The sequence below is a fragment of the Butyrivibrio hungatei genome (assembly GCF_900101605.1).
GTDB classification, from domain to species: Bacteria; Bacillota; Clostridia; order Lachnospirales; family Lachnospiraceae; genus Butyrivibrio; species Butyrivibrio hungatei_B.
This window is the reverse complement of sequence record NZ_FMUR01000008.1, coordinates 153,428-167,788: the sequence shown is the minus strand read 5'-3', so window position 1 is coordinate 167,788 and position 14,361 is coordinate 153,428. Positions and strand designations below refer to the sequence as shown.

The following is a 14,361-nucleotide window of genomic DNA, read 5'->3' as shown; positions in this document are numbered from 1 at the left end:
TAATTATGGCAGAAGAAGCAAAAGAAATAAAAGTTGGACCGGGCGGCGGAAACAGGCGCGGAATGCCGAGGCCAAAGCTTGAGAATCCCGGAGCTCTTTTGAAGAGATTAATGGGATATGTGTTTAAGTATTATCCTGCTCATATGGTTGCTGTCGTGGTATGTATACTTGTGACGGTTGCCTCTAATATACAGGGAACTCTTTTTACCAAAGTTCTTATTGATTCGTATATTCAGCCGATGCTTGACAGCGGAGACGGGAATTTTGGCCCGCTTCTCGGTGCGATATTAAGAGTTGCGATTTTTTACGGACTTGGAGTTCTTGCGGCATATATTCAGTCAAGAGTTATGGTATACATTAACCAGGGAACGCTCAGAAGGCTTCGTGAAGAGCTTTTTACACATATGGAGAGTCTTCCCATCAAATATTTTGATACAAATGCACACGGCGATATCATGTCGATCTATACAAATGATATTGATACGCTGAGACAGATGATAAGCCAGAGTATTCCACAGCTTTTAAGCAGTGCTATCACGATTGTCAGTGTTTTGGTATCGATGTTTATCTTAAGTGTGCCGCTTACTGTTGTTACCATCGTAATGGTCGGTGTTATGCTGTTCTGTTCGGGAGCGGCAACTAAGGCTTCGGGAAAAAACTTTGTGGAGCAGCAAAAGAACCTTGGCGCGCTTAACGGATACATCGAAGAGATGATGACAGGTCAGAAGGTTGTAAAAGTATTTAATCACGAGGCGGAGAGCATTGCAAAGTTTAACGAACTCAATGAAGCTCTTTGTAACAGCGCATTTAAGGCAAATACATTTTCGGGATCGCTCGGACCTATCAACGCTCAGCTTGGAAATACAAGCTATGTTATTTGTGCGATGATCGGTGGAGCAATAGCTCTTTCTGACAATATTGCCGTAGGCTTTACGGTGGGTGCACTTGCTTCGTTCCTTACATTTAACAGGAATTTCAGCATGCCTATAAATCAGGTTAGTATGCAGCTTAACTCGATTGTTATGGCGCTTGCGGGAGCGAATCGTATCTTTAAGCTTCTCGATGAGAAGCCTGAGACGGATGAAGGCTACGTAATGCTTGTCGATGCTGTGGAAGAAAACGGAGAGATAAAAGAAGCAGATCATCATACGGGCCGCTGGGCATGGAAACATTATCACAAAGCTACGGATACAACGACCTACCAGCCTATGGAGGGAGATGTTACATTTAACGGCGTGGACTTTGGATATACGGATGAAAAGATGGTTCTTCACGATATCGTTCTTCATGCCACTCCCGGACAGAAGATTGCTTTCGTAGGTTCTACGGGAGCGGGCAAGACAACAATTACAAATCTGATCAATAGATTTTATGATATTCAGGACGGAAAGATCAGATATGACAACATAAATATCAATAAGATAAAAAAAGCGGATCTTCGCCGCTCACTCGGAATAGTGCTTCAGGATACACATTTATTCACAGGTACCGTAAAGGACAATATCAGATACGGAAAGCTTGATGCCACTGACGAGGAAGTAATTGCAGCAGCAAAGCTTGCAAACGCACACAGCTTTATAAAGAGACTTCCCGAAGGTTATGACACAATGCTTACGGGTGACGGAGCGAACCTTTCGCAGGGACAGCGCCAGCTCCTTGCAATTGCGAGAGCTGCGATTGCAGATCCTCCGGTACTTATCCTTGATGAAGCAACTTCATCAATCGATACCAGAACGGAGAAGATTGTTCAGGATGGTATGGACAGGCTTATGAAGGGCAGAACGACCTTTGTAATTGCACACAGACTTTCAACCGTCAAGAACAGTGATTGCATAATTGTCCTTGAGCAGGGACGCATCGTAGAGCAGGGTACGCACGACGAACTCATCGCCAAAAAGCAACGTTACTACCAGCTCTACACCGGCATGAAATCCGAGACAGCGTAAAGTATAGTTAGGCCGAGAGTTTGTATATTAGTATAAAAATATTTTCTTGACATGTAGTCATTGCGTATATTACAATTTGTTTGTGATGCACGCAGTGACTACATATTTTTTTGTGAGGATTTATGAGAACTGAGAAATATAACATAGAGGGTATTGAAGTCGAAATTGAGATAGCAGGCAGAAGCGATGAGGGCATAGAGCGTACCAGGACTGCGTATGCTTTTAAGGCAATCAGAGAATTCTCGGGAATGAACAGAAAGCAATTTTCGGAGTGGCTTGAAATTCCGTACAGGACGATGCAGGAGTGGGAACTTGGACGTCGTGTTATGCCGGAATATGTTCTTAAGCTGATTGCATATAAGGTTGCAAATGAGAAGAGGAGACAGTGTTGAAGTTTTAAATTATGGGGAAGAAAGATATATTGACTAAACAATATCTTGCACAGGATGATGTTTTTGCCGATGCATTTAATTACTATTTTTTTGACGGGGAAGAGGTAATTAAGCCTGGAGAGCTAAAAGAGCAGGATGCTGCGGAATTAGCGGTAATTGATAAGATGAATAAAGTGTTTACCAGCCAGAAGATGCGTGATGTTTTAAAAATATGCAATATCAAGCGCAGTAAATATGCAACGATGGTTCTTTTGGGAATAGAAGGGCAGACCAATATTCATTATGCTATGCCGGTAAGGGATTATTTATATGATGCACTTAATTATGCTTCTCAGGTTGAGAACATTAGAAAGCAGCATGAAGATAATAAGGATTTATCAGGAGATGAAAGGATATCCGGTTTTTCCAGAGATGATCATATCCTTCCGGTTATAACACTTTGTATTTGTTTTGATAAGAAAAAATGGGATGCTCCCAGGTCGCTTTTCGATATGTTTGGGGATATGGATCCGAGAATTGCCAAATATGTTGATGATTACAGGCTTAATTTAATAACGCCTGATGAGATAGAGGATTTTAAGAAGTTTTCATCAGAACTTGGCAAGGTTATGGAAATAATACATATTTCAGATGACAGTGAGAAACTGCATGATATAATAATGTCAGGAAGCGATGAATTAAAGGTAAAGACCGTCGAGATGATAAATATGTTTGCCGGTACCAGAATTTCTACAGATAATGCGAAAGGAGGGCAAGTCATGGTTAGTAAGGCGTGGAAGGAATTGGTTGATGCAGAAAGAGAGATAGGCCGCGAGGAAGGCTGGGAAGAAGGAATTTCGGAAGGCGGCGATATGCTTGCAAAACTCCTTAAGATTTTAGTGCCAGGTAGTATAGAGTTTGACAAAGCGTTAAATGCTACAGGTAAAGAGAGGATGAAGCTTTATAAAAAGTATGGCATCTTAGATTAGCTTAATTAGTATGTTATGTGGCCGGATAGACAAGCGCTGTCCGGCTTTTTCTATGATAATAAAAAATAACATGGTGAAGGTATGAGTGACAATTTGAATATAAATAAAAAATATAAAACCCCTGAAGAGGTACTGAAAGTCCTGTTTGGATACGACACTTTCAGACCGGGGCAGAAAGATATAGTTGATGCAATCTTAGATGGAAGAGATGTTTTTGCCGTTATGCCTACGGGGGCGGGAAAATCTTTATGTTATCAGATACCTGCAATGATGTTGGATGGCATAACGTTAGTGGTTTCTCCACTTATCTCTTTGATGCAGGATCAGGTTAATTCTTTGAATGAAGCGGGAGTTTCGGCTGCATATATTAATAGCTCTCTTTCTGACAGAGATTTATTTGAAACGGTAAAAAAGACCGGAAATGGTGAATTTAAAATCTTATATGTTGCGCCTGAACGACTTATGACGGAAGGGTTTATAGAACTTGCAAAGTCTGTAAATATTTCAATGATCACGGTTGATGAAGCACATTGTATATCGCAATGGGGGCAGGATTTTAGACCAAGCTACATGAAAATTGTTGAGTTTGTGAAAATTTTGGGCAAGAGGCCTGTTATTAGTGCGTTTACTGCTACAGCGACTGAGACTGTCAGAGAAGATATTGTGTGTACACTTGGACTAGGTAATCCGTATGTTCTGATTGGTGGATTTGACAGGGAGAATCTTTATTTTCAAGTTGACAAACCGAAGAATAAGGAACAGTACATTTTGGATTATATCGCTAATCATCCGAATGAAAGTGGAATAATTTATTGTGCCACAAGAAAGAATGTAGACAGCTTATATGAGATATTGGCAGATAAAGGAATCGCGGCAGCAAAATACCACGCAGGGATGAACGCTTCTGAAAGAAAGCAGATGCAGGATGATTTTGTTTTTGATTACAAAAGTATTGTTGTATCTACCAACGCATTTGGTATGGGGATTGATAAGTCGAATGTCAGATTTGTCATTCACTATAATATGCCTCAGAGCATGGAAAATTACTATCAAGAGGCGGGGCGTGCAGGAAGAGATGGGCTTGATTCAAAGTGTATTCTTTTGTTTTCACCGCAAGATATTGTTATAAACAGATTTCTGTTAGAGCACAAAGAAGTGGCAGATATTGATCCGGCAGATCTTGAAACGATCAAGGAACGGGATAATCAAAGATTGCAGGTTATGGAAAGATATTGCTATACAACAGGGTGTCTTCGTAATTATATTTTGAAATATTTTGGAGAGAACCACGAAAATCCTTGCGAAGATTGCGGCAACTGCAATCGTGAGTTTGAAACACTTGATATGACTGATGCAGCAAAAAAGATAATAAATTGCGTTTATGAAGCAAAAGGAAGATATGGCAGAGGAATTATCATAGATACTGTCCTTGGAGCAAAAACGGCAAGGTTGAAAGAAGTGGGGGCTACGAACTATAAATCGTACGGAGTGCTTAATTCGATAAAAAGAAGTATGTTAATGAGAGTCATCGATCAGCTTGTTTATGAAAAATACCTTGTTGTAGGAGATTATCAGGTTTTGAAAATGGGAGATATCAGGAGGCTGAAAGATTCAGCTACCTCAGTTATGGTTAAGATAACAGATGAGGACAAGCGTCCTGAAAAAGCGCGCAAAGTAAACAAAAAAGTAGCCGAAAAGAGCTCGCTTACATCCTCAGGATATAAATTGTTTGAAAGACTCAGGGAGCTAAGGCTTGAAATCGCTCGCGAGGAAAATATGCCTCCGTATATTGTCTTTAATGATAAAACATTAATAGACATGTCAGCCAAGGTTCCGACAACAAAGGAAGAAATGCTGGAAGTTTCCGGTGTCGGAGAGAATAAATTTAAGAAGTACGGTGATAGATTTTTGAAAGCGATTTCTGAGTGCTGTAAAGAGCTTCCGGAGCTTATCACGAAAAAATAAATTATTGGGATATGAAAGGCTTGAGCTTTTCATATCCTTTTTTGTATCAGAAGTATATTGACAATATGGTCTAATAATAGTAGACTACATTTATAAGGTTTATAATCAGTAGACCAAGAAGAGGAGGGAATGGATGGAGCAATTATTCATAGGCGTTTTAAACAATGCTATTACGGTAAGTGCGCTTATCATTGCGATCATCGTAGTCAGAGCTTTTGGGAAAAAGATGCCTAAATGGATTGCATGCATGCTATGGATGACTGTCGCGATAAAATTGGTTGTTCCCATACAGTTTGAAAGTGTACTTAGTTTGATACCTTCAGGAAAACCGATTCCGACAAACATTTCTATGGAAACAAAACCGCAGATAAGCTCAGGAATAAGCAGTGTTGACGAGATTGTGAATCCTGTTATCAGTCAGAGCTTTACACCGGAAAAGGCAGTAAGTATCAATCCGATGCAGATTTTTTTCCATACAGGTGCACTTGCGTGGCTTGTGGGCATGGCAGTAATGCTGATCTATGCTGCGACAACATATATGCTGATAAGGAAAAAAGTCAGCGCATCGGTGAAGATTGATTCAAGGGTTTATGAGTGTGATGATATTTCAGATTCATTTATTCTTGGGACAATATCTCCGAAAGTTTATATACCTTCATCGCTGTCTGATGAAGCAAGAGTGTATATATTAAAGCATGAATTTGCTCATTTAAGCAGGTACGATCACCTATGGAAACCGCTTGGCTTCTTAATCCTATCGGTATATTGGTTTAACCCGCTATGCTGGATAGCTTATATTCTTCTTTGCAAGGATATAGAGTATGCATGCGATGAAAAAGTAACTAAAAACATTGAGAAGGGAGAGAAAGCTGAATATTGCAGAATACTACTTGAAAACAGTATGCCAAGAAATATGATATCGGCTTGCCCGGTGGCATTTGGAGGAACAGACGTGAAAGACAGAATAAAGAATATTGTAAATTATAAGAAACCGGCTTTTTGGATTACATTGGCTTCTATCATGGTGTGCGCTGTGGTGGGTGTGTGTTTTGCAACAAGCAGGAACACAAATACTACAAGTGAGCAGCAAACAGTAAAACTTGCGCAGGCGCAAGCAGAAAATCAGGAACAGACGCCTAAGAGTGAAAAAAGTGTCTGGACTAGGCTTTATGAAGGGGACGAGACAGCAGCCGATCCGAAACTGGAACTGAAAGAAACCACAGATCCTAAAATCATCGACTTTATCAATAAGTTCTATGAAGCCCAAGCAAGCGGTGATATAGAAACACTTAAAGGCATGCACAAAGATTTAAGTGAATATAGTGAGCTTAGGACAAAAGCAATGGCAGATCATATCGAAAAATATGATTCGTTTAATATATATAACCAGCCCGGACCTCATGAAGGAACAAATATTGTTTATGTGTTTAATACTGTTAAGTATAAAGAGTATGATAAGCCTATTCCGGAATGTAGTTGGTTCTATATATATACAGATGAAAATGGTGAATTGCATGTAAACGATAATATAGCTGATGAGGCTACAAAAGAGGAGTGGAAGCATATTGACTTGGCATCACTCCAGCCTAGTGTGCACAAAGTATATAAAAAGTATCCTCAGGTTGATAATGATACTTATGAAAAAGTCATTATAAAATTAAATAATGAAGTTGCTGAACAGATTAAAGCAGAAGTAAATAAAAATAACTAAAACATTATGAAGGGCAAGAAAGCTGTATATTGTAGCTTGTCCGGTGACATTAGGAGTAATAGACATGAAGAAAAGAATTAATAATGTTGTAAATTATAAATTACAAAAATTCGAGTGGTCATAAATTTAGATAAGTTACGGAGGTAATGATGGAAGAACTGAGGTTAGGTGCTGTAGAAAGACAGTTTGCAGATATTATATGGCAAAATGAGCCTATCCCTTCAGGTGAGCTTGTAAAGCTGTGTGAGCAAAAACTGGAGTGGAAAAAGTCTACCACTTACACAATGTTGAAGCGCTTGTGTGAGCGTGGCATATTCAAAAATGAAAACGGTGTTGTATCATCTGTTCTCACCAAAGAGGAATTTGGCGCGGCACAAAGCGAAAAGATAATTGAGGATACGTTTGAGGGTTCACTTCCTGCATTCATTGCTGCATTTACTTCACGTAAAAAGCTTTCGGCCGATGATGTTGAAGAGATACAGAAGATGATCGACGAGATAAAAGGGGAATAGCTTATGGAACAGGTATTTTTGTTCGTATTAAATAATGCAATCACTGTAAGCGCTCTTATTATTGCAATCATTATGGTAAGGGCACTTGGAAAAAAGATGCCTAAATGGATCACGTGCATGTTATGGATAATTGTGGCATTCAGGCTGATCGTGCCGATACAGATTGAAAGCGCATTAAGCCTTATTCCTACAAGAGAGCCGATTCCTGCAAATATTGCAATGGAAAATAATCCGCAGATAAGCTCAGGGATAAGTAGCAGTGTAAATTCGTTGCAGATTTTTTTCCGGATAGGTGCGCTTGTGTGGCTTACAGGTGTGATACTAATGCTGACTTATGCTGTTGCAACATATGTGCTTATAAGGAAAAGAGTCAGCGTTTCGGTAAAGATAGATTCAAAGGTTTATGAGTGTGATGACATTTCGGATTCATTTATTCTTGGAACAATATCTCCGAAGGTTTATATACCGTCATCGCTGCCTGAGGGAGCAAGAGAATATATATTGAAACATGAATTTGCTCATCTAAGTAGGTACGATCACCTATGGAAACCGCTTGGTTTCTTGATATTGTCGGTATATTGGTTTAATCCGCTGTGCTGGATCGCATATATTCTTCTTTGTAAGGATATAGAGTATGCCTGCGATGAAAAAGTAACTAAAAACATTGAAAAGGACGAAAAGGCTGAATACTGCAAAATACTGCTTGAAAACAGTATGCCAAGAAAGATGATAGCCGCTTGTCCCGTAGCATTTGGAGAAACAGACGTGAAGAATAGAATAAAGAATGTTGTGAATTATAAGAGACCCGCTTTTTGGATCACTATAGCATCTATTATGGTGTGTGCAGGTGTAGGAGTGTGTTTCGCTACAAATAAGAGTTTGAAACCGGTAAACGAGCAGCAGGTGGCAGAAACTGAGCAGGTACAGGCAGAGCAACCGGTACAGAAAAACGAGCAAGACGATAAGTTTATTGCTGTTGCGGATGTTGCAGATGAAGCTGCTTCCAATGTTTCAGCTCCTGAAGAATCTGGATGGATTGGCATAGTTAAAACACCTGATGGTGTGCTGAAGGTTCGCAGTGCTCCCAATGCAGACAGCGAGAACATAGGTTATGTTGCATCTGACGAAGAAGTTCAGATTATTGAAGAAGTTGACGGCTGGTATAAGATTATAACTTCTGATGGCGAAGGTTACGTAGATGGAGAATATGTGGATTCTAATAAGTAATCTCAGGGAAAGATTATTCATAAGCGTTTTAAATAATGCAATTACCGTGAGTGCGCTTATCATCGGATAATTGGGAGGAGCGTCAGTATGTCTGCATTATTTTCGATTATGATGTTTTGGGAAAGCATAGGCATACATAATATGTTGTTTTTTATAGCGATTTTAATGATCTGGCTGTTTGTATTTTTTATTACAGGTGACAGCTATGATATGAAAGATGATATTCTTGCAAGTATGGAAAGCAAATAACTGTACTATATAAAGGGAATAAAGAACAAGGGATATGACCTTAGATGCAGAAAATGTCTTCTAAGGTCATATTTTTGTTTTATAGGAAACCCGGAGGAATTTTCTATAAAATAAGAAAAGGCTGTCGCACTAAAAAGTGTGACAGCCTTAATTTTTCGCTTTAACATTACATGAATGAATATCAACCGATAGCTTTCTTAACGGCTTCAAGAACACGGTCGGCCTGGAAAGGCTTAACAATGAAGTCTTTTGCACCCGCCTGAATTGATTCGATAACCATCGCCTGCTGACCCATTGCGGAACACATGATACATACAGCGTTAGGATCTGCAGCCTTAATTCCCTTAAGTGCGCCAATTCCATCAAGCTCAGGCATTGTGATATCCAGAGTAACAAGGTCGGGTTTCAACTCATTATATTTCTCGATTGCGACTTTACCGTTCTCAGCTTCACCCGCAATTTCGTATCCATTCTTAGAAAGGATATCCTTAAGCATCATACGCATGAAAGCGGCGTCATCAGTAATGAGTATTCTTTTTCCCATATTGAACCTCCAAAAAGTATTTTTAGTTGCTAAAAAAATTTAAGCAATTTTTTTCAAAATTAAGTAATTCGGTACATAATATATTGTAACACATGATTATGATAAAGCGAGTTAAAACGTTATTTAAAAAATAAAAATTTGATAAAATTTCGTTTTTGTTGAAAGCTAAAGTTATCTGTTACCATTATTTCATTACCGGCAGAGAGTAGTCATACTCTGTATCGTCGTGATTAACGACCTGCCACTGAATTATACTACAAGTATTGTCTGAATTGAAGGATTTTTTTGAACTATTAACGATTATCGCAATATCAAGTGATTGCTTATCGGTTAATGGTATGCTTTCCTTCATTATAGCACCTGAAATTCCTTTGCGATAGCCCGAATTTACAGCAGTTGCAAATGCGTTTCCTTTGTGGCATGCATCGTAGTATGCAAGCTGTCTGTCGGAAAGATTTTTGCTTAAATTGTAATCTGCTTTGGCATTTACGAGCGTAAGCGTTGCAAATGATATAAGGCACAAAACGGAAAAGATAAGAAGAATAGAGGCTGTTCCGATATTTATGCCGTGTTTTCCTTTCTTTTTCACTTGGACTCCTTTTGGCTGAGCGGCGTGTCAACCGTATAACTGATTATTACTATATTCTGATCTTTCGGAATCGAAGAAATTACTTCATCGGTATCCTTAATATTAAGTACAGCCACATTACCTTTAGCTGCTTTTCCCGAATACGAAGAACCGTAATCCTTGATGTCTGAGTAGACGGAAGATGCATCGGCCTTTTCTGTGACCAAAATAGCTTCATATGAGGCGTCTGAGTGAGCTTCCTCAAGTACATTCCATTCTTTGTCAAAAAAGAGGATTATGGCGTTCTCAGTGATGTATGCGGATGGGAACAGCTCGGCTATCTTATTTACATCGCCGTTACATTCATAAAAAGCTTCGGAAAGGCTTTGTGACCAGATCGTGGCGTTGCTGAGTGCGGTGGACTTTTCTGTGAGTTTGTGCGCACCGACGAACAGTCTTATTGAAACCGCCGCGGCGAGGGAAAAGAAAAATACCGCTATTATAAGTTCCATCAGGAACAGGCTTGTTCTCGAATTATTTTCTGGCATCGTTTATTCCTCACTGACACTTTTTGTTTTGACATAAAATGATTCTTCCGTTCCGTCTTTCAGGACAACGTAAACGGAGAGAGTATCAGTTCCGACACATTTGATATCAAAGCGGCTTATCTCCAATATCTTTTGACCTGTCTGAGGATAGAGGTCTTTGAGCTTGTCCATCGCAAAGAGCTCCATGAGATTTCCGTCATAATCATATATGTAGGTGTTGTAAAGAATCCCGTTTTCTTCGCTTTGAAGAACCAGAGCATCCTGATCGAATATCTTTTTGACGGATATTCCGCCTTTTGCATCGGATTGTCTGACTTTTTCCGTTATATATGCACATGCTGTGCGCTTGTGATAATTATCATCAACAGCCGTGACATTTTTTTGATATATTTCCGCGCCTATCGTAATTACGCTGAGTGCGGAAAAGATAAAAAGAAACATCAGACAGATAACAAAGACCATGTCTACGATGTGACTTCTTGTTCCTTCAAGATCCATAATAGTTCCTCTATCGTACTTTGATAACCGTTACATCGGGGTAAATGTTGGACGCGATGGGCTGATAGTCGACAAAAAATGTTGACGCATCGTACACAAGCCCGTAGTGTTCTTCGATGTATGTAAGGCTTGGCGGGTACCTGCCTTCAATCGAATAGCACTGCACGATATCCCTGTTGATGGCATTTTCAAGCGAAGTCTGTTGCTTTTCAATCGTACTTCTTCCCGATGCATCGATCGCAATATAAAAAAGTATGCATATTGCGATGAGTATCACGATTGAAGACCATCTGTAAACCGTATCTGTAATATGTGAAAATATACCGTTTTTTGCTTCAAATCTGTTCGTCATATCTTTTTCATCCGATATTTGTCATAATTCCCATAAGAGGAAGAATTACGGACATTAGAATCATTCCTACTATAACTGAAAGGATAATTACGAGGGTGGGTTCCAAAACGGAGATGAGAGTGTAGATCCTTCTTCCCGTGTCTCTTTCATATCTTTCCGCGACCTGCTTCATTGCTTTGTCCATAGAACCTGATTTAAAGCCTACAGATATCATCTGTGCATAAAATGACGAAAAGATAGAGGATTTTTCAAGTGCTTCGGGGAAGCTGTCTCCGTCAATGAGGAAATTTCTGCATTCCTCAATTTTGTCTTTCATTTCTTTGCTTTCGACAAGTTTTTTTACCAGTAAAAGACCTTCAAAAGTATCGATACCGCTTGAAAGAGTCAGTACCATACCGCTTGCGAAGCGCTCGCTCTCAAGTTCTTGCATGAGCCTTCTTGTGGGAGCGAATTTGATCATGAACTTCTTAAAGTTCTTTTTTCCGCTTGAAGTAAGAGAGAAGTAGAGGAACAGTATTGCCATGATCACAAGTAAAATGACAAGGACAAGAGAGTACTTGTTCAAAAGATTTCCCAGATTCAGGAGTGACTGCGAGAAACCGCTCATTCCGGTTCCGAGCTGCGCAAATACCTGTTCAAAAATGGGAAGAACTTTGGCGACGAGCACTGTTACGATAACCATCATCATGAAGATCATTATCAAAGGATAGCTGATCGCATTTTTAACGCTTTCCTGAATGGCGTCTTCTCTTTCGTAGTAGTCGGCAAGTGAGTCCATTACGACATCCATATTTCCGGAAGTTTCGCCGATCGTCACCATGTGTACCACATAATCGGGGAAAACGTTGCTCATTGCAAGAGCGATGTGGAATTTTTCACCGCTTCGCAGAGTCTGGCTTATGCTTCCCAGTATTTTTTTTGCAGAGCCGTCTTTGGAATCCTCGTTCAGAATGTCAATTCCGTCAGCGGGAGCGATGCCTGCTTTCATAAGAAGAGCCATCTGCCTGCAAAAACTTGAAATCTCATAGCTGCTGAGACCTTTTTGTTTGTCTGATTTTTTCATGGTGCCTCCGAAGATAAATAATATGGTGTGGGTGTCAAAAAAATTTTTCACCTATATCAATAAACGTATTTGGTAGAGTAGTTTGAACCGTCTCCGATAAAGTTTTCGAGCTTTCTTTCTTCTGTATTTGATGCAAAAGTGGGATCTAAAAGTGACCAGTCTTTTCCGTCAAACTCGATCATTCCGTTTACCCAGCCTACATCTTTTATATAAGTGCTGAGCCATGCGTGATAAGCGGTTCCTGCGTAGCCGACCTCCATCTTGGTGGGGATGTTCTGGCTTCGCAGCATTGCCGCCATAAGTGAAGCGTAGTCGAGGCAGATACCTTTCTGTGTGATGAGAATCTCGTCAAGATCGGGAAGATAGCCGCTCTGCACAGTTTCAGCTTCTTCATAGTCGTAAGTTATGTTCTGTATCATGAAATTGTATACTTCCGCAACAACTTCGATGTCGGAATCGCACGGATAGGCTAGTGCCGCACCTTTTCTGACAGCGAGAGAGTCGGGAGCGAAGTTTATGAACTGATTCGGGTACAAAAACGGCTTGTATCCGTTGGAAAGAGTGACATCGAGCGGGAACGTAAATACCATCGAATACTTGGTTTCCGAGATGTTCTCATATACGTTGATCATGTATTCTCCGTTTCCTGCCTGGAGAGGGAAAACTTCGCCGGTTTTTGTATTGTTCGTAATGTCGTAAGTGTAGGTGACGCTGTCGGGACCTGTTATCTGAAGTTTGACTTTCGGTGAGCTTCCTTTATAAGTCACGAAAATATAGCCCTCCGACTTATTTGAAAAGTCAATATGGGCATACTCGTTTTCATATGTGTCAACTCCGGGAGCTGTGGGAACGAGGCAAAGAGGTGTGTTGTCACGACTTCCCTTTACAGTCTCATCAATCTGCGCATCTTTTTTGTGGCCGGCTCTGTCAAGGAGCGTTACACCTTGTCTTGAGCCGCAGGATGTGAGAAATAAAACTGAGCAGGTTAAAAGACAGATTGAAAAAAATATACGATTTTTAATAAAACATTTTCCGATCATAATTTTCATGAGAGTATCTGTGGTGCATCCTTAAGTTTCTTATAGGCAAAAGATATGAGTTCGGACATTACGGATTTCTTTTCACAGGAGTTAAGTACACAGGCGTAAGCAATCTCAAGTGCGGTTCCGACGGCCATTTCGTTGTAGCCGCGGATTCTTTTTGTGAGATCCGAAAGGAACATATCGCAATCGGTGTCCGAACAATTTTCGATAAGGATAATAAATTCGTTTCCGCCGTTTCTTCCTATATATCCGTACTTTTCGCCAACATCTTCAAGGATAAAGCAAAATTCGGTAATAAGATTATTTCCGTTGTCATGGCTCGTTGTCTTGTTTACGGAAGGAAGGTTGTTTATCTTCATAACGATAAAACCTACACCCGGTAACCTTTCCGGATCGTTAAACGTTTCAAACAGAAGATCGCAGCTGTATCTGTTTGGGAGCCCCGTGAGCCTGTCGAGATAGGCGAGTCTGTTTAATCTGTAACCTATATTTGTAGATTTTTTTAATATATAAAAATCTGTAATAACGGAAATAAATACCATTAAAACAAAGATTAAGACAGATAGCAAGAGCCTTTGCGAAGTTTTGTTCTCGGAGAAAGTAAGTTTTAAGAGGTCTGTCCTACTATAAAAGGCCAGAAGTGCAGTAGCAATGCATAGTAAGCAAAGAGAAACAGCCTTGTATATGAATATAAAATTATATACGTTGGTTTGTTTGCCTCTGGTATAGAATTCGTCCTTCATATCGCCTCCGATGCTTCGCAAAAAGTGTGCAG

Annotated in this window: 16 protein-coding genes; 8 read left to right on the top strand and 8 right to left on the bottom strand. The window is 40.0% G+C overall.

The genetic code is table 11. From position 1 onward, the window contains the following. The first annotated feature begins 5 nt into the window (after window positions 1-5). From BLP87_RS07800 to BLP87_RS16030, 8 genes are all read left to right on the top strand, one after another. Window positions 6-1,946 (top strand): ABC transporter ATP-binding protein, encoded by a 1,941-nt coding sequence (locus BLP87_RS07800; RefSeq protein WP_083334531.1) that lies wholly within the window; start codon window positions 6-8, stop codon window positions 1,944-1,946. Between the two features lie 122 nt (window positions 1,947-2,068). Continuing rightward, window positions 2,069-2,338 carry a helix-turn-helix domain-containing protein gene (locus BLP87_RS07795; protein ID WP_074462193.1) on the top strand — a complete coding sequence of 90 codons (270 nt, stop codon included), beginning with the start codon at window positions 2,069-2,071 and terminating at the stop codon, window positions 2,336-2,338. An 11-nt stretch (window positions 2,339-2,349) separates the two neighbouring features. After that, the gene (locus BLP87_RS07790; RefSeq protein ID WP_074462192.1) at window positions 2,350-3,306 is read left to right on the top strand and encodes a hypothetical protein; all 957 of its coding nucleotides are present in this window, start codon (window positions 2,350-2,352) and stop codon (window positions 3,304-3,306) included. A gap of 81 nt (window positions 3,307-3,387) precedes the next feature. Further along, window positions 3,388-5,271 carry a DNA helicase RecQ gene (gene recQ, locus BLP87_RS07785; RefSeq protein WP_074462191.1) on the top strand — a complete coding sequence of 628 codons (1,884 nt, stop codon included), beginning with the start codon at window positions 3,388-3,390 and terminating at the stop codon, window positions 5,269-5,271. A 133-nt stretch (window positions 5,272-5,404) separates the two neighbouring features. Beyond that, entirely contained in the window at window positions 5,405-6,982 is a 1,578-nt protein-coding gene (locus tag BLP87_RS07780) for a M56 family metallopeptidase (protein WP_074462190.1), read from the top strand. A 149-nt stretch (window positions 6,983-7,131) separates the two neighbouring features. Further along, entirely contained in the window at window positions 7,132-7,494 is a 363-nt protein-coding gene (locus tag BLP87_RS07775; protein ID WP_026654150.1) for a BlaI/MecI/CopY family transcriptional regulator, read from the top strand. Window positions 7,495-7,497: 3 nt separating this feature from the next. Next, window positions 7,498-8,721, top strand: coding sequence for a M56 family metallopeptidase (locus tag BLP87_RS07770; protein WP_074462189.1), 1,224 nt, complete (start codon window positions 7,498-7,500; stop codon window positions 8,719-8,721). 87 nt (window positions 8,722-8,808) lie between these two features. Then, on the top strand, window positions 8,809-8,970 hold the full coding sequence (locus tag BLP87_RS16030) for a hypothetical protein (RefSeq protein ID WP_176756619.1): 162 nt from the start codon (window positions 8,809-8,811) through the stop codon (window positions 8,968-8,970). 181 nt (window positions 8,971-9,151) lie between these two features. Here the strand turns inward: BLP87_RS16030 and BLP87_RS07765 are convergent, their stop codons facing one another. The 8 genes from BLP87_RS07765 to BLP87_RS07730 form a co-directional block, all read right to left on the bottom strand. Then, window positions 9,152-9,514 (bottom strand): response regulator, encoded by a 363-nt coding sequence (locus BLP87_RS07765; RefSeq protein WP_022764589.1) that lies wholly within the window; start codon window positions 9,512-9,514, stop codon window positions 9,152-9,154. A gap of 184 nt (window positions 9,515-9,698) precedes the next feature. After that, window positions 9,699-10,103, bottom strand: coding sequence for a hypothetical protein (locus BLP87_RS07760; RefSeq protein ID WP_074462188.1), 405 nt, complete (start codon window positions 10,101-10,103; stop codon window positions 9,699-9,701). Next, entirely contained in the window at window positions 10,100-10,630 is a 531-nt protein-coding gene (locus BLP87_RS07755) for a hypothetical protein (protein ID WP_074462187.1), read from the bottom strand. Before BLP87_RS07755 ends, BLP87_RS07760 begins: the two co-directional genes overlap by 4 nt. Window positions 10,631-10,633: 3 nt before the next feature. Further along, window positions 10,634-11,128 (bottom strand): DUF4860 domain-containing protein, encoded by a 495-nt coding sequence (locus tag BLP87_RS07750; RefSeq protein ID WP_074462186.1) that lies wholly within the window; start codon window positions 11,126-11,128, stop codon window positions 10,634-10,636. Window positions 11,129-11,138: 10 nt separating this feature from the next. Further along, entirely contained in the window at window positions 11,139-11,480 is a 342-nt protein-coding gene (locus BLP87_RS07745; RefSeq protein ID WP_074462185.1) for a hypothetical protein, read from the bottom strand. A 7-nt stretch (window positions 11,481-11,487) separates the two neighbouring features. Continuing rightward, window positions 11,488-12,543: a type II secretion system F family protein gene (locus BLP87_RS07740; protein WP_074462184.1), complete on the bottom strand. Its 1,056-nt coding sequence runs from the start codon at window positions 12,541-12,543 to the stop codon at window positions 11,488-11,490. Between the two features lie 56 nt (window positions 12,544-12,599). Then, window positions 12,600-13,592 carry a transglutaminase-like domain-containing protein gene (locus BLP87_RS07735; RefSeq protein ID WP_143002110.1) on the bottom strand — a complete coding sequence of 331 codons (993 nt, stop codon included), beginning with the start codon at window positions 13,590-13,592 and terminating at the stop codon, window positions 12,600-12,602. Then, the gene (locus BLP87_RS07730) at window positions 13,589-14,329 is read right to left on the bottom strand and encodes a GGDEF domain-containing protein (RefSeq protein WP_074462183.1); all 741 of its coding nucleotides are present in this window, start codon (window positions 14,327-14,329) and stop codon (window positions 13,589-13,591) included. Before BLP87_RS07730 ends, BLP87_RS07735 begins: the two co-directional genes overlap by 4 nt. Window positions 14,330-14,361: the final 32 nt, after the last annotated feature.